This is a genomic window from Ruegeria sp. CDSA079 (assembly GCF_059612245.1).
This window is the reverse complement of the sequence record NZ_JBXWQF010000006.1, coordinates 178136-197390: the sequence shown is the minus strand read 5'-3', so window position 1 is coordinate 197390 and position 19255 is coordinate 178136. Positions and strand designations below refer to the sequence as shown.

The following is a 19255-nucleotide window of genomic DNA, read 5'->3' as shown; positions in this document are numbered from 1 at the left end:
TAAAGAAATGTTAATCGTTTGCGGTACCACAGACGGGGCAATCGGCGCGGCGGGTCAGAGTGATTTTGCGGCTTTCCCCATAAAGCGCGTCATAGATCAGCATCTCGCCGCGCAGCGCCATTCCCGCGCCCGTGATTACCTTAATCGCCTCAACTGCCATCATTGATCCAACAACACCCGGCAGCGGGCCGATCACACCAGCCTCGGAACAGGACGGGGCCAATCCGGGGGCCGGAGCTTCGGGGAAAATGCACTGATAGCAAGGACTGCCATTGGCCGGGTCAAACACACTCAGTTGCCCTTCCCACTGCGACAAAGCCCCCGAGATCAATGGCTTGCCCAGCGCGACAGCCGTTCGGTTCGCCAGATAGCGGGTCTCAAAATTATCGGTGCCGTCAAGAATCAGATCGAAGTCGGCAAACAGGTCGGTCGCGATCTCATCGCTCAACCGGCGATGATAAGGAAGAACCACCACGTTCGGGTTTTGCGCCTCCATCGCTTGCTGGGCCGAAAAAACCTTGGGCATCCCGATATCTGTATCCCGATGAATGACCTGTCGCTGCAGGTTGGCGTTCTCGACGACGTCATCATCGATGACACCGATTGTGCCTACTCCAGCGGCCGCCAGATATTGCAAAGCAGGGGCACCCAAACCACCCGCGCCAATCACCAGAACCCGCGCCTTTTTCAGCTTTTTCTGACCCGGCCCGCCCAGTTCGCGCAAAACGATATGGCGGGCATAGCGGTCCAGCTCGGTCTCGGTAAATCGGTCGGTGGGCATGGCGGGTTCCTGGTCTGAAACTGACCCCGCGCGATTTCGCAGGGCTTTCAGAACTCTGCCATATAGCAAAATGATGGCCGCGAAACCCGCAAGGATCAGCCACATTGCAGCCGAGCCGCCCGTCGCCTGACGCAGCGGATGTCCGTCGGGCAGAGTAAGATGAGACAGGATCACCCCCCCCAACAGCACACTGACCGAAACCACACGCGCTGTTTTTGACGTACCGGCCATATAGCCAACACCCCAAAGTCCCGCGGCCAGACCAAGAACAAGCAGCATCAGCCGCGCCCGGTTGAGCCGAAACCGCCAACCCCGCGATCCGTATCGCCCAGCGCCCTGGTCAGTTCAAACTTGGCCTGCACGACCGGCGCGACCACAAGCTGCGCAATGCGGTCGCCATGGGCGATCTCGAACCGGTCCTGGCCTGCATTCATAACGATCACACCCAAGGGGCCGCGATAATCGCTGTCAATGGTGCCTGGCGTATTGGGCAGTGTAATCCCGTGTTTCAATGCTAAACCCGAGCGGGGCCGAACCTGAACCTCATACCCTTGCGGGATTTCGATGCGCAGGCCGGTTGGCACCAGTGCGCGTTGACCGGGATCCAGAGCTATCGGCACGCCGTCGGGTAGATTAGCACGCACATCCGCGCCAGCCGCCCCTGACGTTTCATAAGATGGAAGCGCCACGGCGGGGTCTGCTCCGTCTTCACGGATTACTCGAATTGCAACCATGCCCTTGCCTTTCCTTCAGCCTGCCAATGCGTTTGCGATCTTTGCCGCCAGCCGCCGGGCAACTTCGTCCTTCCCCAGACGCGGCCATTCCTCTGCTCCACTATCCGAGATCAGGATGACCGCATTCTCGGACCCACCCATAATGCCGGTTGCCGGGCTGACATCGTTGGCGACGATCCAATCGCAGCCTTTGCGCAACCGTTTGGCCGTTGCGTGTTCGACCACATCGTCCGTTTCAGCCGCAAAGCCAACCACCAGCGGTGGGCGGCCCACATCCATTCGGGATACTCGTTTCAGGATGTCCGGGTTTTCGGCAAATTCCAGTACAGGCAGGCCGTCGCGGCTTTTCTTCAGCTTCTTGTCCGACGCGCTGGCAACACGCCAATCCGCCACTGCTGCTGCGAACACGCCCGCGGCCACGGGCAGAGCCGCATCGACGGCATCCGACATCTGTTGCGCGGTCTCGACCGATACGACCTGCACACCTGCCGGAGGAGGCACATCTGCAGGACCGGTGACAAAGATCACCTCGGCCCCCAAATCCGCCAGAGCACGCGCCACAGCGGCACCTTGCGCCCCGGACGACCGGTTCGCGATATAGCGCACCGGGTCAATCGGTTCGTGCGTAGGGCCAGAGGTCACCAGCACGCGTTTGCCCAGCAAAGGGCCCGCAGTTAGCTGCGCCTCGATCGCTGCCACGATTTCCAATGGTTCTGACATGCGCCCCGGACCGTACTCGCCACAGGCCATATCGCCCTCGTTCGGGCCGACAAAGCGCACGCCATCTTCCTGAAGCTGCTTCAGGTTGCGTTGCGTGGCCGGATGGTCCCACATACGCACATTCATTGCGGGCGCGCACAGAACAGGTGTGTCGGTGGCCATCAGAAGGGTCGACGCCAAATCATTGGCGAGCCCAGCAGCCATCTTGCCCATCAGGTCCGCCGTTGCCGGGGCTACGACGATCAGATCAGCCGAGCGTGACAATTGAATATGCCCCATCTCGGCCTCATCAGTCAGATCGAACAAATCGCGATAGACTTTTTCGCCTGCCAACGCGGACACAGACAAGGGCGTTACAAATTCTTCCGCTGCGCGGGTCAGAACGGGTTTCACAGCTGCGCCGCGTTCACGTAGCCTGCGGATCAGGTCCAGCGACTTATAGGCCGCGATCCCGCCACCGATGATCAGCAGAATACGTTTGGATGACAGCATGTTCAGCCCTTCCTGTGCCGGTCGGCCCTGACATTAGGCAAGGCCCGCAGGTAGTTCCAGCGATTAATTCTGCACCTGAAACGCTGCACAAGGGTCTTCGCGCACTATCGTTGGACTGTCGATTACGATGTCGAAGTCACCATCAATGACGCCGTCTTCGGATTGTCCTACGGAAACCACCTTCCACCCCGGTTGAAGGCGTGCGAGATAGGTTGGGATACCCCGATCTGTCCGCGCATGGCCATTGCCTGTGATCACGGCAACCGGCCCTCCGGTTTCCTCCATCGCTCGCACGACTGCACGGGCCAGAACCGCATCGCGCAAGCGTTGGATCGCAACCATCTGAGGCAACATTTCAGCCGACAGAGCATCGCAATGGGCGGCCAGTTGATCCGTCTCGCGCGCGGACTGTTCCTCGGGCGCCAGTGGCACGGTCAAGCCATACCGCGCTGCATCCGCGCCCAAAGCTGTCGCCGCCCCGCGTTCCATCGCGGCGCGCGCAGCCGTTCGGGGCACCATTGCCCCGTAAACTGGCGCACTTGAGGCTTGGAAAACGGGGTAATACATGCTGAGCGGCGGCCACCCGCTCTCGGCCCATTTCAGGATACGGCCCAGCTCATCAGGGTCAGAAACTGCCTTTTGCGACAGCCGTTGAGCGCCCTCTTCGGTCACCATCTCCCATACAACAGCCGAAGGCGACACAGCTTCAAGCGCTTCGGCCTGTACGTGGTGATGCCTGGGGTTGTCATGCACTTCGCCCAGGATCACGACATCAGCACCCCGCATCGCGGTCAGCGCGTTATCGGGTAACAAACCTTCTGACACCCCCGGTCGCGCTGAGGAAACCGTAAAGCTAAGAACACACACAAGAATCGCAAGATGTTTCATGCGATGAAGTGTTGCACCTCGCGCGACTGGGCTTCAAGGTTCTTACGCATTTTTGAAAAGGCCGCAGCCTCAAGCTGGCGCACGCGTTCCTTGGACAATCCCAGCTCATCGCCCAGGCTCTCCAACGTTCTGGCGGGCTCGCGCAGCTTACGCTCGCGCACGATGAAGCGTTCGCGATCGTTCAGCGCATACATCGCCGTCAGCAACCATTCGCGCAATTGCTCGGTATCGTGGCTGTGTTCAACCGCTTCAGCCGCTTGTTCGCGATCATCTTCTAATGCGTCGATCCATTCGCGGCCATCCTCGTCCGCCGACTGCACGGCGTTCAAAGAATAATCCGAACCGGACAGACGCCCTTCCATCATCTCAACATCGCGCAGGGGAACGCCGATTTCTGTGGCGATCATCTGATGCAATTGGTGGCGATCCAACTCGAACCCTTCCGTTGCAGCCTCACGCTCCAACCGGGCCTGAACGCGCCGCATGTTGAAAAACAGCGATTTTTGAGCCGAGGTCGAACCCGTCCGCACCATGGACCAATTGCGCATAACATAATCCTGAATGCTCGCCTTGATCCACCAGACGGCATAGGTCGAAAAGCGCACGCCACGGTCCGGGTCGAATTTGTCCGCAGCTTTCATCAGCCCCAAGCCCGCCTCTTGGATGAGGTCGTTCATCGGCGCGCCATAGCGTTTGAACTTGGCCGCCATCGAAATCGCCAGCCGCATATACGCCGTAATCAGCCGGTGCAGAGCCTTTTCATCGCGCTCATCGCGCCATGCGTAAGCCAGCTTGAGTTCCGTCTCCGCATCCAGCAGCTCGGCCTTCATCGCTTGCCGGGACATCGAAAAGTCTGTCGCATTATCCAGTGCCATAAACCTCTCCCGTGTTTGCAGGCGTTGGCCGGGCTTGCTTTGCCGACCTATGACCGATACGCAAAACAGCGCTATGTGGATCATCAATAGGTAAGAACTGTGTCGCCGGATTTAACCTTGGTTCTGGGTGGAGCCGCCTCAGGAAAGTCGGCTTTTGCCGAAGAACGGGTTGTTTCCGCAGGGAAAAGCCGCGTTTACCTTGCAACATCACAAGTGTTTGATGACGAGATGCGCCAGAAGGTTGATCGCCATCTCGTGCAACGGGGCGACGGCTGGACCACGGTTGAAGAACCTCTTGATCTGGGTCCGGTTCTGGCCCGCTTGTCCCAAAATCAGATTTGCCTGATCGACTGTGCCACCATGTGGCTGAGCAATCATCTGCTGACGGACTCCGATCTGGATACGGCACAGACCGACCTGCTGGACGCCCTGAGCGCTTGCCCGGCCCAGGTTGTGATCGTCTCGAACGAAGTGGGTCATGGGATCGTCCCGGACAACGCGCTCGCCCGCCGATTCCGCGAGGCGCAAGGGCGGCTGAACATCGCGTTGGCGGCGCAGGCGGATCTGGTGGTACAGGTGACAGCCGGGTTGCCTTTGGTTCTGAAAGGGCAATTGCCATGACGCGTCTTCACCTCGTCCGGCACGGCCCAACCCATGCAAAAACCATGGTTGGCTGGTCCGATCTGCCCGCTGACCTGAGCGACAAAGAGGCCCTGAAGCGTCTGCACGACCATCTGCCGCCCGACGCACTTGTGATCTCTTCTGACCTGTCCCGCGCCATCGACACAGCATCAGCCATTCAGGGCCAGCGCCAACGCCTGCCTCATGATCCAGACCTTCGTGAGATTCATTTCGGCAACTGGGAACTGCGGGGTTTTGCAGAAATCGAAGCAGAAGACCCGGAACTGGCCTTTGCCTATTGGGACAATCCCGGCGACGTCCGTCCGCCACAAGGCGAAAGCTGGAACGACGTTCGTGCCCGGGTCGACGCGGCCATCGACGCGCTTGTTTCAACTCATACAGCTCGAGATCTGGTGATCGTCGCACATTTCGGTGTGATCCTTACCCAGGTACAACGCGCCCTCGATCTGGATGGGCAACAGACCTTTTCACACCGGATCGATAATCTGTCAGTTACAGATGTAACTTTGGGCAGCAATTGGTCGGTCGGAAAGATCAATCACCTTCCGTGAACAGGCCCCGCACAAATCACTGTTTTACCGAGCCGCAAACCCGCGGCATTGTTTCGGCATGACTTATGACTTGTATATCGGCGACCGCCTCTTTTCCAGTTGGTCCATGCGCGGCTGGTTGATGCTTGAGAAATTCAACCAGCCCTATCGCAGCCACATGATCGGCCTTTACTCCGGCAGCATGAAACAAGACATGGAACCGCTTGCCCCGGCCCGTCTGGTTCCCGCCTTACGCCTGCCCGAGGGGACGGTCGTAGGCGAAAGCCTGGCCATGGCCGAAACGCTGGCAGAGCGTCACCCGGAAGCAGGGCTGTGGCCTGCAGATCCTGCTGCACGAGCAACCGCGCGCTGGCTCTGCACTGAAATGGTCGCCGGTTTCAGCGCCCTGCGTGGCCAATGCCCGATGCAGTTACAGCATGTGTGGCAAGGATTTGCCCCGTCATCCCAGACTTTAGCCGATCTTGATCGGATTGAGACGCTCTGGGCGCACGCGAGACGCATCTCTGGCGCGAAAGAAGGTCCGTTGTTTGGCGCATACACTCTGGCAGACGCGTTCTACACTCCAATTGCCGCACGGATCATCGGCTATGGGCTGCCAGTGTCCGAAGCAAACCGAGCCTATTGTTTGGACTTGCTGTCAGACCCGACCGTCAGACAATGGCGTGCAATGGGTCTGACCATTCGATATGAGCCGTTTCCCTATCCGCAGGACCTGCCATCCATGCCCTGGCCGGTCGGAGGAGTTTCAAATGCCATAGCGGTGTCAGGCGGCCCCTCTCTCAACAAGATTTGCCCGTACTCCGGCAAACCGGTCGCCGACTTTCTGGAATTGGACGGCCTGTGCTGGGGGTTTTGCAATCCGTTCTGTCGCGACAAAACAGTAGCTGACCCCGGCGCGTGGCCCAAATTCACTGCCTTGCGCGCATCCGTTAACGACTCTTAAACCACAACCATGACATCAACGTCCTGTTAACCAAGAACAGGACTGCCATGGTCGCCCGCGCCCACACTGTCGCTTTCCAAGGGGTCGATGCCCGCCCGGTTGAAGTGCAATGCGCCGTGTCTCCCGGACTGCCGGCATTTTCCATCGTGGGCCTGCCGGACAAGGCCGTATCCGAAGCCCGCGACCGGGTGCGCAGCGCGTTGACCGCGATGGCAATCGCCTTGCCCTCAAAGCGGATAACCATCAACCTGTCCCCCGCTGACCTGCCCAAAGAAGGCAGCCATTTCGACCTGCCCATCGCGGTCGCGCTGTTATCAGCGCTCGAGATCATTCCTGCCGATGCCGCGGAAAGCACCGTAGCGCTGGGAGAGCTTTCACTCGACGGCTCGCTGGTCCCGGTGGTCGGCGCTCTGCCCGCGGCGATGACGGCGGCGGCCGATGATCGCATATTGCTATGCCCCAAAGCTTCCAGCGCCGAAGCGGCCTGGGTTGACGCGACCCAGGTGATCGGCGCGGGATCTCTGGGCGATGTTGTCCGCCATTTCTCGGGCCAATCACCCCTGCCTGCCGCGCAGCCCGGCGAGGTGAATCTGACGCGCAGCGCAAAAGATCTGCGCGATGTAAAAGGGCAGGAACGTGCCAAACGCGCCCTGGAAATTGCCGCAGCAGGACGTCACCACCTGATCATGATCGGCACGCCGGGATCAGGCAAATCCATGCTGGCGGCGCGACTGCCAGGTATCCTGCCGCCCTTAACCGCAGTCGAAGCATTAGAAACCTCGATGATTCAGTCGTTGTGCGGTTTGCTGGACGAAGGCGGCATCAATCGCACGCGCCCGTTTCGCGAGCCTCACCATACGGCCTCGATGGCCGCAATTGTCGGAGGCGGCAAAGGGGCGAAACCTGGGGAGATTTCACTGGCTCATAACGGGGTGCTGTTCATGGATGAGTTTCCTGAGTTTCCACGCACTGTTCTGGAAACCCTGCGCCAGCCCATCGAAACCGGTGAAGTCATGGTGGCGCGTGCAAATGCCCATGTGAAATATCCCTGCCGCTTTATGCTGGTGGCTGCGGCCAACCCCTGCAAATGCGGCTATCTGACGGACCCCTCTCGGGCCTGCTCGCGCGCACCGGGCTGTGGCGAGGACTATCTGAACCGCATCTCAGGGCCATTGATGGACAGGTTCGACCTGAGGATCGAAGTGCCGCCGGTGGCGTTCACCGATCTTGACTTACCGCCATCCGGCGACAGCTCTGCCACGGTCGCCGAACGGGTCGATAATGCCCGCGCCATTCAGGCAAACCGATTTCGAGAAACCCCACATCTGCGCCAAAACGCGGATGCAGAAGGTAAGGTTCTGGAGGAGATCGCAACACCCGATGCGGAAGGCAAAGAGCTGTTGCTAAAAGCGGCGGATCGGTTTGGCCTGTCCGCCCGCGCGTTCCACCGGATCCTGAGGGTGGCGCGCACCATCGCTGATCTGGACGGTTCCGCAAACATCCACAGACCGCATGTGGCCGAGGCGCTGAGCTTTCGCATCAGCGCCCGTGTCATGGCTTAGATCTTGGCTTCGATGGCCTGCCAGATTTTTTCGGCAATGTTGACACCATCGAAGCGTTCAAGTTCCTGAATGCCAGTGGGCGAGGTCACGTTGATCTCGGTCAGATAGTCGCCAATGACGTCGATCCCGACAAAGATCTGACCTTTTTCTTTCAGCAGGGGTCCGATAGCGGCGCAAATCTCAAGATCACGCTCGGACAAGCCGATCTTTTCCGGACGCCCGCCCACATGCATGTTGGACCGCGTTTCCCCCGCCGCAGGAACCCGGTTGATCGCACCAACCGGCTCACCATCGACAAGGATCACCCGCTTGTCGCCATTACTGACATCCGGCAGGAACTTCTGCACAATCAGGGGTTCACGCGAGAACCCCGTAAACAGTTCGTGCAGGGACGTCAGATTGCGATCCTTGGCATCCAGCCGGAACACCCCTGCGCCGCCATTGCCATAGAGCGGCTTGAGGATGATATCCCCATGTTCTTCCTTAAACGCTTTGATCGTCTGCAGGTCGCGCGCAATCGTTGTCGGCGGAGTTAGGTCAGGGAAATCCAGGACCAGCAGCTTTTCCGGATAGTTGCGCACCCAAAAAGGGTCGTTGACCACCAGCGTCTGACCGTTGATGCGATCCAGCAAATGCGTCGACGTGATGTAGTGCATGTCAAACGGAGGGTCCTGACGCAGCCAAACCACATCAAAATCGGCCAAATCAACCTCGCGTTCCGGCCCCAGCACAGCCGGATCACCCGCGATCCGCTGCACGGTCATGTCATGGCCACGCGCCGTGATGCGACCTTCTTGATAGGCCAACTGATCCGGCCCGTAGAAAAACAAAGAATGCCCGCGCGCCTGCGCCTCTTCCGCCAGACGGAATGAGCTGTCGGCGTTGACGTCCACGGCCCCGATCGGGTCCATTTGAAAGGCGATTTTCATGACGTGTCCCTCAGTTTCACGCCAGATACATGGCCCAGCAGGTCCCTGGGTTCAATGGGGCTTAGGCGTGACCGAAGGCGTTTTCGATGATTTGAACAGCGCCTGAACCATCTACAAGCGCTGCATCAAAGCGCACATCGGTCAGTTGCCCGTTTGGTTCGTTCTCGAGAAACTGCGCGGCTGAGGTACAGATTCGGTCAATCTGTTTGCGGCTGATCCGGGCAGCCGCCTTGTCGAAACTGCTGCTTTTCTTGACCTCGATGAACACAAGCCCATCGCCGTTGCGCGCGATCAGATCGATTTCACCGCCCGCACCGCGCCAGCGGCGATGCAGAATGGTCAAGCCACGGCGCTCATAGTCCTCGGCGACCCGCAGCTCTGCCGCTTGCCCGGCATGATAGGAAACAGAGCCCTGATTTGTCCGCCGACCCATGTCATCATTTTCCCAGTTTCAGAGCTTTCTGGTAAATCGGTCGGCGCGGCAGGTCATACATTTTTGAAACAAGATCTGCCGCATCCCGAACCGAGTGGTTTTCCAGCGCTCGCTTCAAAGCGTCTTCTACGTCAGATTCGTTAACGCTTTGCGAATGGCCGCGATCCACCAGCAGAACGATTTCACCCTTGACCGTCTTGTCTTGATACTCCTCGGCCAATTCGGCCAGGGTTCCACGGCGGATCTCTTCGAATTTCTTGGTCAGTTCGCGACACAGCGCCGCCTGGCGGTCTGCCCCCAGAACCAAGGCCAGATCCGACAAGCTGGATGACACACGTTTCGGAGATTCGTAGAACACCAACGTGCCCGGAATTTCCTTCAGCGCTTCAATCCGGGAGCGGCGTGCACCCGATGCATTTGGCAGAAACCCCGCAAAAAAGAACGCATCCGTCGGAAGACCCGCCAGAGTCAACGCTGTCACAGCGGCCGACGCGCCTGGGGCGCACGTTACGATATGCCCGGCTTCAGCCGCCTGCTTGCCCAGATCATAGCCCGGATCAGCAATAAGCGGCATTCCCGCCTCGGAGGCATAGGCAACTGATTGCCCCTGCGCCAGCGCCTCCATGATTTTGCCGCGCGCGCCTGCGCCGCTGTGGTCATGATAGGCTTGAATTCGACGCCCCTCTAGCGGGACGCCGTGGATCTCCATCAACCGGCGCAGGCTTCGGGTGTCCTCTGCCGCGATCACATCGGCTGAGGCCAGAACGTCCAATGCCCTGAGCGTAATGTCGCGCGCAGTTCCAATCGGAGTGGCAACAAAATAGAGGCCCGCAGCCAATCTGATCTTTTGGAAATTCAAAGCTGGACCCTCACAGCGTGACGTTTATTATCGCGGCTCGACAGAACAGAAGCATTCATCGCCGCCGGACCAGGGAGTTTTCATTTAGATGTTTACCGTTTGCAAGCCCGTTAGCAAGCTGGCGAAAGTCGCCGCTGCCCTGACAACCGCCGCATTTCTGGCCGCTTGTGAGCCGGGCGGCTTTGGGGGTGGACCTTCGATCAATACCTCTGCTCCGGTTCCGGTGGCGTTGCTGGTTCCCAGCGGGTCTGGCCAATCAGGTGATGCTGCATTGGCGCAAAGCCTGGAAAATGCAGCGCGTCTGGCGATGTCTGATCTGCCCAATGTGACCATTGACCTGCGTGTTTACGACACAGCCGGAAACCCGAATACGGCGACAGCTGTCGCCCAGCAAGCTGTCGCGGATGGTGCCAAGATAATTATCGGCCCGGTATACGCTCAGGCCGCAAATGCTGCCGGATTGGCGGTGTTGAGTAACAACGTCAATGTTCTTTCGTTTTCGAACAACACCAGCATCGCTGGAGGCAACGTCTTTGTCCTGGGTCCGACCTTTGACAATACGGCCAACAGGCTGGTGAGCTTTGCGGGCAGGCAGGGCAAAGCCAACACCGTGATCGTTCACAGCAACGACGCCGCCGGTCAGCAGGGCCAAGCTGCCATCGCCAACGCGCTCGCAAGCAGCCCGGTCAACAATGCCGGAACTGTGGGATACGACCGCTCGCAGCAGGGCGTTATCAACTCGGTGCCCGCAATCAAAGCCACAATTGATTCGACCGGAGCCGATTCGGTTTTCCTGACGGCCACAACGGCGGGCGCACTGCCATTGTTCTCGCAATTGTTGCCCGAGGCCGGAGTGTCTCAGGCAACGACGCAATTCATCGGCCTGACGCGCTGGGATATTCCCCCTCAGACGTTGGAACTGCCGGGTGTCCAGGGCGGATGGTTTGCCCTGCCCGATCCGTCGAAGGCACAAGCTTACCGCCAACGCTATAACGCGACATATGGCGAAGCGCCCCATCCGATCAGCGGGCTGGCCTATGACGGTATAGCGGCCATCGGCGCTCTGGTCAGCCAGGGCAAATCCGACGCTCTGACAGCTGCGGCCTTGACACAGAACGCCGGTTTCCAAGGCGTTGGCGGCATCTTCCGCCTGCGTCCGAACGGCACCAATGAACGCGGTCTGGCGGTCGCCACGATCCAGAACAAACAGGTAGTTGTGATTGACCCTGCCCCACAAAGCTTCTCTGGCGCCGGCTTCTGATCAGCCGGGTGCCAGCCCCGCATCCGAAAGCCTGTTCATCTGCCCCGCCAAGGACATCTTCGACAGTGCCAGCGTCAATGACGCCCTGGCACTGGCGTTTGAGTCATGTCCGGACAACAGCAAAATGCGTGCCGAAACAGTGCGGGTCCTGCGCGATGCACAAAAGGCCGGGCGCGCAGCTATTGCCGAAGCCTTTGGCAAACAGCCTTTCGAGGCCCGCGCGCTGACGCGGTCTTACACCTATTTGGCGGATCAACTTGTTGGAACGGCAATGCAAGTATCCAGCACACGCCTGCACCCGTTGGCGACGCCTACCCAAGGCGAAAAGATCGCGGTTCTAGCGGTTGGCGGATACGGGCGCGGAGAAATGGCGCCATCGTCGGATGTCGATCTGCTATTCCTGACCCCCTACAAAATCACCGCCTGGGCTGAAAGCGTCATCGAATCGATGCTCTACATTTTGTGGGACCTGAGGCTGAAAGTCGGGCATTCTTCGCGCACGATCAAAGACTGCCTGCGGCTGGGCGCAGAGGATTTCACGATCCGCACAGCCATGTTGGAACAACGCTACCTTGCAGGCGACAAGGCGCTGGCGGATGAGTTGGATCAACGTCTGAAAAATGAGTTGTTCAAAGGAACCGAACGCGAATTTATTGAAGCGAAGCTGAAGGAACGGGACGAGCGGCACCTTAAGCAAGGTGAACGTTACATGGTCGAGCCCAATGTGAAAGAGGGCAAGGGCGGCCTGCGCGACCTTCAATCCCTCTATTGGATCGCAAAATACATATACGGCGTTCAGGATGTGGCCGAATTGGTTCCTTTAGGTTTGTTCACACCCGAAGAGTTCGAGACTTTTGTTCAGGCCGAAGAGTTCCTCTGGGCCGTCCGGTCTCATCTGCATCTGGTGACGGGCCGCGCCACCGAGCAGTTGACTTTTGACATGCAGGTCGAGGTTGCAGCGCGCATGGGCTATGAAGACCGCGCCGGGCGACGTGCGGTCGAGGTGTTCATGCAGCGCTATTTCCGCGAGGCCACCCGTGTGGGCGAACTGACGCGGATTTTCCTGACCAAGCTCGAAGCGTTGCACATGAAAGGCGCTCCTTTGCTCGAGCGGATTTTCCGAAGAGGCCCAAGGGTCAAGGCAGGATATAAGGTGGTGCATGGTCGGCTGGATGTGGCCGACCCTCAGACGTTCCTGTTGGACAAGGTAAACCTTCTGCGACTGTTCGAAGAAGGGCTGCGCACCGGAATGTTAATCCATCCCGACGCGATGCGGCTTGTCAGCGCCAACCTGCATCTGATCGACGATGAAATGCGCAACGACAAGGAAGCCAAGCGCATTTTTCTGGATCTGATGCTGAAACACGGCAACCCGGAACGTGCGTTACGTAGAATGAACGAACTGGGTGTCCTCTCGGCCTTCCTGCCCGAGTTCGAGCACATCGTAGCAATGATGCAGTTCAACATGTATCACAGCTATACAGTGGACGAGCATACCATCCAGTGTATCGTCAATCTGGCCCAGATCGAACGCGGAGAACTGGTGGAATCCCTGCCGCTTGCCTCTTCGATCCTTGAACGCGGTGTCAACCGAAAGGTGCTTTACGTCGCGCTGCTGCTGCACGACATAGCCAAAGGCCGCCCCGAGGATCACTCGATTCTGGGCGCGCAGGTTGCGCGCAAGGTGGCCCCGCGATTGGGGCTGAGCAAATCAGAATCAGAAACGGTTGAATGGCTCGTGCGGTATCACCTGCTGATGTCGGACATGGCGCAAAAGCGCGACATCTCGGATCCGCGCACCGTTCGCGATTTTGCCAAGGCTGTTCAAACGGTCAAACGGCTGGACCTGTTGACCGTTCTCACGGTCTGCGACATTCGCGGTGTAGGCCCCAACACCTGGAACAATTGGAAAGCCACGTTGCTGCGCGCCTTGCACGCAGAAACCAAGCGGGCGCTGGAAACCGGGATGGAAGACCTCAACCGCGCCAATCGCGGGGCTGAGGCAAAGAAAGCCTTGCGTACGGAGTTGGCGGGATGGTCCAAAACCGATCTCAAAGCTGAAACAGTGCGTCACTATGATCCTTATTGGCAAGGTCTCAATCTGGCGACGCATGTCGAGTTTGCCGAGATGCTGCGCGCACTGGAACAAAGCGGCGATCCGGGCGCAATGGAGATCAGGCTTGAACCTGACGAGGATCGTGACGCGACGCGCGCTTGCTTTGCAATGGGCGACCATCCCGGGATTTTTGCCCGCATCGCCGGGGCCCTGGCCCTTGTCGGCGCGAACGTTGTGGATGCCCGCAGCTACACCACTAAAGACGGCTATGTCACGGATGCGTTCTGGATTCAGGATGCCGACGGGCGCCCCTTCGAAGCTGCGCGCCTGCCCCGCCTGACGCAGATGATCCACAAGACGTTGCGTGGGGAAGTGGTTGCCAAGGAAGCCTTGAAATCACGCGACAAGATCAAGAAGCGCGAACGCGCCTTCAACGTGCCAACCCACATCATCTTTGATAATGAAGGGTCCGAAATCTACACGATCATCGAGGTCGACACGCGCGACCGACCCGGTCTGCTATATGACCTGACCCGAACACTGGCGGCTGCGAATGTCTACATCGCCAATGCCGTGATCGCGACCTATGGCGAACAGGTGGTGGACGCCTTTTACGTCAAGGATATGTTCGGATTGAAATACCACTCGGAAAGCAAGCAGCGCGGGCTTGAGGCGAAACTGCGCACGGCGATCACCGAAGGCGCCGAGCGTGCGGCCTCATGAAGCAAATCCGGTTGATTTCGGGCTTTTTCACGGTTGGCTTCTGGACACTGGCCAGCCGCATTCTGGGATTCCTGCGTGAAATTCTGCTGACCGCGCTTATCGGCCCCGGGCCGATTATGGATGCGTTTGTTGCAGCATTCCGCCTGCCGAACATGTTCCGCCGCTTTTTTGCCGAAGGTGCCTTTAACGCGGCCTTTGTGCCCATGTTCTCAAAGCGGTTGGAAGCGGACGAAAATCCGCAGGGCTTTGCGCAGGATGCGTTCAACCTGTTGGCGCTTGCTGTTCTAGCACTGGTCGGGCTGGCGCTGGTTTTCATGCCCGGATTAGTATGGCTGACGGCAGAAGGGTTCTACGGAGATGAGCGGTTCGATCTGGCGGTGGATTATGGGTATGTTGTCTTCCCTTACATCCTGTTCATGTCTCTGGCCGCCCTCTTTTCCGGTGTTCTGAACGCAACCGGTCGGTTCGCGGCAGCGGCAGCCGCGCCGGTTTTGCTGAACATTTTTGCCTGCACCGCCCTAATTGCGGGAGCCCTGTCCGGCGGCGAAGTAATCCGATGGCTGATCTCGGTCATCCCGGTTGCCGGTATCGCACAGTTGGCGCTGGTCTGGGTGGCGACCGAGCGCGCCGGCATTCGCATCCGACCCGGCCTGCCCCATCTGACGCCCGAGATGCGCCGGATGGTCCGCATCGCAGTCCCCGCCGCTCTGGCCATGGGGGTCACACAGGTCAATCTGGTGGTCGGACAGTTGGTTGCGTCGAAAACCGAAAAAGCCGTGAGCTGGCTGTTTGCCGCAGATCGGCTGTATCAACTGCCGCTGGGTGTGGTCGGGATCGCCATTGGCATTGTTTTATTGCCCGATCTCTCGCGCCGCCTGCGTGCTGAGGACAAGGATGGTGCCCGCAACGCATTTTCCCGCGCTGGGGAATTCATGCTGCTGTTAACCCTGCCTTCGACCGTGGCGTTTCTGGTCATCCCCAACCCGCTGGTCTCGGTCCTGTTCCAACGGGGGCAGTTCAGCGCCGAAGATACCACGGCCACAGCGTTAGCCGTTGCGATTTATGGCGTTGGGCTACCTGCCTTCACGCTGCAAAAACTGCTGCAACCCCTGTATTTCGCGCGCGAGAATACGCGCGCTCCGTTTCACTACGCCATCGTAGCAATGATCGTGAATGCGGCTTTGGCTTTTGGCCTCTTCCCTGTAGTGGGCTGGATCGCACCAGCTATTGCCGCATCTACAGCGGGTTGGGCCATGGTCGTGCTGTTGGCCTTGGGGGCGCGAAGCATGGGGGAAGAAGCGCGGTTCGATGATCGGTTCAAACAGCGCGCAGGCCGGATCGTGCTGGCCTCGATCGGCATGGGCGTGGTCTTGTACGCGGCGCTTCAGGCATTTGGGTGGACGCTGGGTGTTCCCGGTTGGCGATATCTGGCGCTTCTTGTCCTGATTTGCGTCGCGGCAGCTTCTTACTTCTGTCTTGGCCATCTCTTGGGCGCATTCAAACTGTCCGAGTTCAAACGCGCGCTGCGCCGATCCTGATCAGTCGCGACGAATGCGCCCGACGATGCGGTCCCAGGCACCGGGTGCGACAAGGAAAGATACGCCGAAACCGGTGGCAAACCCGCCCAGGTCGGCAACCCATTCCCAATTGCCTCCAAATATCAGACCAAACAGGAATTGAATGCCCATCAGTACGGCAATGAGCTGAAAAGCCCGTGCCTGATTTGCGCCAACCAACGACAGTTTGCGCCACAACAACCACGTGAACGCCCCGATCAGCCCGTAAACCGGAGGAAATCCTCCGATCAACGGATAGCGCGGGTCCAGAAGAACGGCATAGGCCAATGCGCCCCCGATACCCGAGACGACAAAGATCAGCAGCATGGGGAAACCACCAAACACCTCTCCGACCATCTTGCCCATAGCCAAAACGAAAACGCAGACAAAAACAGCCTGCGTGAAATTGGCCGACACAAAAGGATAGGTCACAAATCGGATCACATGCTCAAACGGCCAGCGCCCGTTCAACACCATCCAGTCGAAAATATCTGCTGAGAACGCATAATGCTGTATCGCATCCAACCGCCAGCCCACCGCGTCAGGCCCTCCGACCAAACCGCGCGATCCCAAGGTGAAAGCAAGTTCAATTCCGATGATGAACAGAACCAGCGCCACAACTGCAGGCGGCAAAGGGTTCACGGCGGGTGTATAATGCTCACTGCTCATTGGGCGGGGCCTTTCGCGGCTGTTGACGTCCCTGTGCCTCATGGGTAAGCGACGGGGGCTGATTTTTCCAGACGGGAGTTCCCTTCGATGACCGAGACCCAGTTCACGCCGCGCGTGTTTTCCGGCATCCAGCCTTCTGGTGGGCTGACCCTGGGCAACTATCTGGGCGCGATGAAGCGCTTTGTGGATATGCAGGGTGCAGAGTTCGAAACCATCTATTGCATGGTCGATCTGCATGCGATCACTACATGGCAGGATCCCGCAGCGCTGTCCCACAATACACGTGAGTTGTGCGCAGGTTTCATCGCGGCGGGCATCGACCCCGAACAATCGATCCTGTTCAACCAAAGCCAAGTACCCGAACATGCGCAATTGGCGTGGATCTTCAATTGCGTCGCCCGGATGGGGTGGATGCAACGGATGACCCAGTGGAAGGACAAGGCGGGCAAGAACCAGCAGAACGCGTCTCTGGGACTTTTTGCCTATCCGTCCCTGATGGCAGCTGACATTCTGATCTATCACGCGACACACGTGCCGGTCGGTGAGGATCAGAAACAGCACCTTGAGTTGACGCGCGACATTGCGATCAAATTCAACAACGATTTTGGCGTCGATTTCTTCCCCGTGACCGAGCCGGTGATCGAAGGTGCGGCAACCCGCGTCATGAGCTTGCGGGACGGGTCAAAGAAGATGTCGAAATCCGACCCGTCAGACATGAGTCGCATCAACCTGACCGACGACGCAGACACGATTGCCAAGAAAATCCGCAAAGCCAAAACCGACCCCGATGCGTTGCCGTCGGATACCGAAGAGTTGCAGGACCGACCCGAGGCGCGCAATCTGGTCAATATCTACGCAGCCCTGAACGATCAGAGCGTCGAACAGGTTCTGTCAGAGGTAGGCGGCAAGCAGTTTGGTGACTTCAAACCGATGCTGGCCGATCTGGCAGTGGCGAAACTGGCTCCGATTTCGACCGAGATGTCTCGTTTGATGGCAGATCAGGCCGAGATTGACCGGATTCTGGCCCGTGGGGCCGAACGCGCGCGCGAGATCGCAGCCCCGGTCCTGCAAAAGACCTACGAAATCGTGGGTATGGTTGGATCAGCAACGCGCTGATTGGGCTGGACCTTCGCCTGACGCCCTCCTAGGGTTTGCCTGAATAAGAGGAGGGCGTCATGGCAACCGGCAAGAACATCCGGACCTATTTTGAGGGGCAATGGCATGAGGGCAACGCGCCCATCATGCGCGCAGCTGATCATGGTGCCTGGCTGGGGTCGTCCGTCTTTGACGGCGCACGTTATTTCGACGGCCTTGCGCCAGACTTGCACGCGCATTGCGCACGGGTGAACCGGTCCGCCGAAGCCTTGATGCTGACCCCGACCTTGACGACGGAACAGATGGTTGAACTGGTGCACGAAGGATTGCAGGCCTACAGCCCGGACACAGCCGTCTACATCCGCCCGATGTATTGGGGGATCGACGGGGACCAAACCGCGATCGTTCCGCAGGAAAACAGCACGGGTTTTGCCATTTGTCTGGAAGAGATACCGATGGCGCCGGAAACCGCCTCGGTCACACTGACAACGACACGATTCCGCCGTCCTGTGCTGGAAAGTTCGGTCGTAAATGCCAAGGCCGGTTGCCTGTACCCCAACAACGCACGCATGCTGCAAGAGGCGCGATCAAAAGGGTTCTCGAACGCTCTGGTCGCTGATGCGATGGGAAATGTAGCCGAGACCGCAACAGCCAACATCTTCATGGTCAGGGACGGCGAAGTGTTTACGCCTGCTCCGAACGGCACTTTCCTGGCGGGGATCACGCGGGCGCGGCATATCAAGAATCTGCGCGAGGATGGTGTGACGATTCACGAGACGGTTCTGAGCTTTGAGGATTTTCACGAGGCCGACGAAGTGTTCATGTCCGGCAACATGAACAAGGTCACGCCTGTCACCGCTCTGGACGATACGCAATTTCAGGTTGGCCCTATTGCCCGCCGTGCCCGCACACTTTATTGGGACTGGGCTGCAAGCGAACGCTAGCCTGTCGCTTTGGACGTATCCGAGTTGCCAGCGCGCAACCTCTGGGGCATGATCCCTGAAACTTGAAGAGGACACCCATGCGTAAGTTTCTAGTTATTCTGGATGACAGCCGCGAATGTCTGAATGCGATGCGATTTGCCGCGATGCGCGCCGCACACACAGGTGGCGGAGTGACGATCCTGTCGGTGATCCCGCCAGATGAGTTCAACCACTGGATTGGTGTGGCTGAAACCATGCGTGAAGAAGCACGCGAGCGTATCCATGCCCATTTCGAGGTTTTTGCAAAATGGATGCGCGACAAACAAAACATCGAACCTGAGCTGGCCATTCGCGAAGGTGATCCGGTGTCGCAAATCATAGAACATGTGCAGTCAGACCCCGAGATCGGCGTGCTTGTGCTTGGGGCGGGTACCGACAAGAAGGGCCCCGGCCCACTGGTGACTCAGTTAACGAAGAACTCGGGCAGCCTGCCAATCCCGATCACGATCGTGCCCGGCGATCTGAGCAAAGAGAAGCTGGAAGAAATTACCTGAGGACCGAGG

Annotated in this window: 19 protein-coding genes; 10 read left to right on the top strand and 9 right to left on the bottom strand. The window is 58.7% G+C overall.

Annotation, left to right across the window (positions count from 1 at the left end):
• Positions 1–10 precede the first annotated feature (10 nt).
• The 5 genes from AC2FJZ_RS08765 to AC2FJZ_RS08745 form a co-directional block, all read right to left on the bottom strand.
• Entirely contained in the window at positions 11–1060 is a 1050-nt protein-coding gene (locus tag AC2FJZ_RS08765; RefSeq protein ID WP_496777058.1) for a HesA/MoeB/ThiF family protein, read from the bottom strand.
• Complete coding sequence (gene dut / locus AC2FJZ_RS08760) at positions 1060–1515, bottom strand: dUTP diphosphatase (protein WP_496777056.1); 456 nt, start codon at positions 1513–1515, stop codon at positions 1060–1062. The genes AC2FJZ_RS08765 and dut overlap by 1 nt, the downstream gene beginning before the upstream one ends.
• 15 nt (positions 1516–1530) lie before the next feature.
• Positions 1531–2727: a bifunctional phosphopantothenoylcysteine decarboxylase/phosphopantothenate--cysteine ligase CoaBC gene (gene coaBC / locus AC2FJZ_RS08755; RefSeq protein WP_496777054.1), complete on the bottom strand. Its 1197-nt coding sequence runs from the start codon at positions 2725–2727 to the stop codon at positions 1531–1533.
• A 63-nt stretch (positions 2728–2790) separates the two neighbouring features.
• Complete coding sequence (locus AC2FJZ_RS08750) at positions 2791–3615, bottom strand: ChaN family lipoprotein (protein ID WP_496777052.1); 825 nt, start codon at positions 3613–3615, stop codon at positions 2791–2793.
• The gene (locus AC2FJZ_RS08745) at positions 3612–4490 is read right to left on the bottom strand and encodes an RNA polymerase factor sigma-32 (protein ID WP_496777051.1); all 879 of its coding nucleotides are present in this window, start codon (positions 4488–4490) and stop codon (positions 3612–3614) included. Before AC2FJZ_RS08745 ends, AC2FJZ_RS08750 begins: the two co-directional genes overlap by 4 nt.
• Positions 4491–4589: 99 nt before the next feature.
• On the opposite strand from AC2FJZ_RS08745, the gene cobU reads away from it, so the two are divergent.
• The 4 genes from cobU to AC2FJZ_RS08725 are packed head-to-tail and all read left to right on the top strand — an operon-like array spanning position 4590 to position 8188.
• On the top strand, positions 4590–5111 hold the full coding sequence (cobU, locus tag AC2FJZ_RS08740; RefSeq protein ID WP_496777049.1) for a bifunctional adenosylcobinamide kinase/adenosylcobinamide-phosphate guanylyltransferase: 522 nt from the start codon (positions 4590–4592) through the stop codon (positions 5109–5111).
• Positions 5108–5683, top strand: a complete 576-nt coding sequence (locus AC2FJZ_RS08735; RefSeq protein ID WP_496777048.1) for a histidine phosphatase family protein — start codon at positions 5108–5110, stop codon at positions 5681–5683. Before cobU ends, AC2FJZ_RS08735 begins: the two co-directional genes overlap by 4 nt.
• 58 nt (positions 5684–5741) lie before the next feature.
• On the top strand, positions 5742–6626 hold the full coding sequence (locus tag AC2FJZ_RS08730; protein WP_496777047.1) for a glutathione S-transferase: 885 nt from the start codon (positions 5742–5744) through the stop codon (positions 6624–6626).
• A 47-nt stretch (positions 6627–6673) separates the two neighbouring features.
• Positions 6674–8188, top strand: coding sequence for a YifB family Mg chelatase-like AAA ATPase (locus AC2FJZ_RS08725; protein WP_496668630.1), 1515 nt, complete (start codon positions 6674–6676; stop codon positions 8186–8188).
• Here AC2FJZ_RS08725 and gshB read toward each other — a convergent pair.
• The 3 genes from gshB to rsmI all read right to left on the bottom strand — a co-directional run bounded on the left by gshB (position 8185) and on the right by rsmI (position 10409).
• Positions 8185–9117 carry a glutathione synthase gene (gshB, locus tag AC2FJZ_RS08720; RefSeq protein WP_496668629.1) on the bottom strand — a complete coding sequence of 311 codons (933 nt, stop codon included), beginning with the start codon at positions 9115–9117 and terminating at the stop codon, positions 8185–8187. The two genes, AC2FJZ_RS08725 and gshB, sit on opposite strands and share 4 nt — an antisense overlap.
• 61 nt (positions 9118–9178) lie before the next feature.
• A complete protein-coding gene (locus AC2FJZ_RS08715) occupies positions 9179–9550 on the bottom strand; it encodes a YraN family protein (protein ID WP_496668628.1) in 372 nt (123 codons plus the stop codon).
• A 4-nt stretch (positions 9551–9554) separates the two neighbouring features.
• Positions 9555–10409, bottom strand: a complete 855-nt coding sequence (gene rsmI, locus AC2FJZ_RS08710; protein ID WP_496777045.1) for a 16S rRNA (cytidine(1402)-2'-O)-methyltransferase — start codon at positions 10407–10409, stop codon at positions 9555–9557.
• An 88-nt stretch (positions 10410–10497) separates the two neighbouring features.
• On the opposite strand from rsmI, the gene AC2FJZ_RS08705 reads away from it, so the two are divergent.
• Genes AC2FJZ_RS08705 through murJ form a run of 3 tightly spaced genes read left to right on the top strand, consistent with a single transcriptional unit; the run spans position 10498 to position 15987 of the window.
• A complete protein-coding gene (locus AC2FJZ_RS08705) occupies positions 10498–11670 on the top strand; it encodes a penicillin-binding protein activator (RefSeq protein WP_050604100.1) in 1173 nt (390 codons plus the stop codon).
• Positions 11630–14449, top strand: coding sequence for a [protein-PII] uridylyltransferase (locus tag AC2FJZ_RS08700; protein ID WP_496777043.1), 2820 nt, complete (start codon positions 11630–11632; stop codon positions 14447–14449). Before AC2FJZ_RS08705 ends, AC2FJZ_RS08700 begins: the two co-directional genes overlap by 41 nt.
• A complete protein-coding gene (gene murJ, locus AC2FJZ_RS08695; RefSeq protein ID WP_496668624.1) occupies positions 14446–15987 on the top strand; it encodes a murein biosynthesis integral membrane protein MurJ in 1542 nt (513 codons plus the stop codon). The genes AC2FJZ_RS08700 and murJ overlap by 4 nt, the downstream gene beginning before the upstream one ends.
• Here murJ and AC2FJZ_RS08690 read toward each other — a convergent pair whose 3' ends face one another.
• Complete coding sequence (locus AC2FJZ_RS08690; RefSeq protein WP_050604097.1) at positions 15988–16674, bottom strand: rhomboid family intramembrane serine protease; 687 nt, start codon at positions 16672–16674, stop codon at positions 15988–15990.
• Between the two features lie 87 nt (positions 16675–16761).
• On the opposite strand from AC2FJZ_RS08690, the gene trpS reads away from it, so the two are divergent.
• The 3 genes from trpS (at position 16762) to AC2FJZ_RS08675 (ending at position 19246) form a co-directional block, all read left to right on the top strand.
• Positions 16762–17790 (top strand): tryptophan--tRNA ligase, encoded by a 1029-nt coding sequence (trpS, locus tag AC2FJZ_RS08685; RefSeq protein WP_496777042.1) that lies wholly within the window; start codon positions 16762–16764, stop codon positions 17788–17790.
• 59 nt (positions 17791–17849) lie between these two features.
• Positions 17850–18713 (top strand): branched-chain amino acid aminotransferase, encoded by an 864-nt coding sequence (locus AC2FJZ_RS08680; RefSeq protein ID WP_496777041.1) that lies wholly within the window; start codon positions 17850–17852, stop codon positions 18711–18713.
• Between the two features lie 77 nt (positions 18714–18790).
• Positions 18791–19246 carry a universal stress protein gene (locus tag AC2FJZ_RS08675; RefSeq protein WP_050604094.1) on the top strand — a complete coding sequence of 152 codons (456 nt, stop codon included), beginning with the start codon at positions 18791–18793 and terminating at the stop codon, positions 19244–19246.
• Positions 19247–19255: the final 9 nt, after the last annotated feature.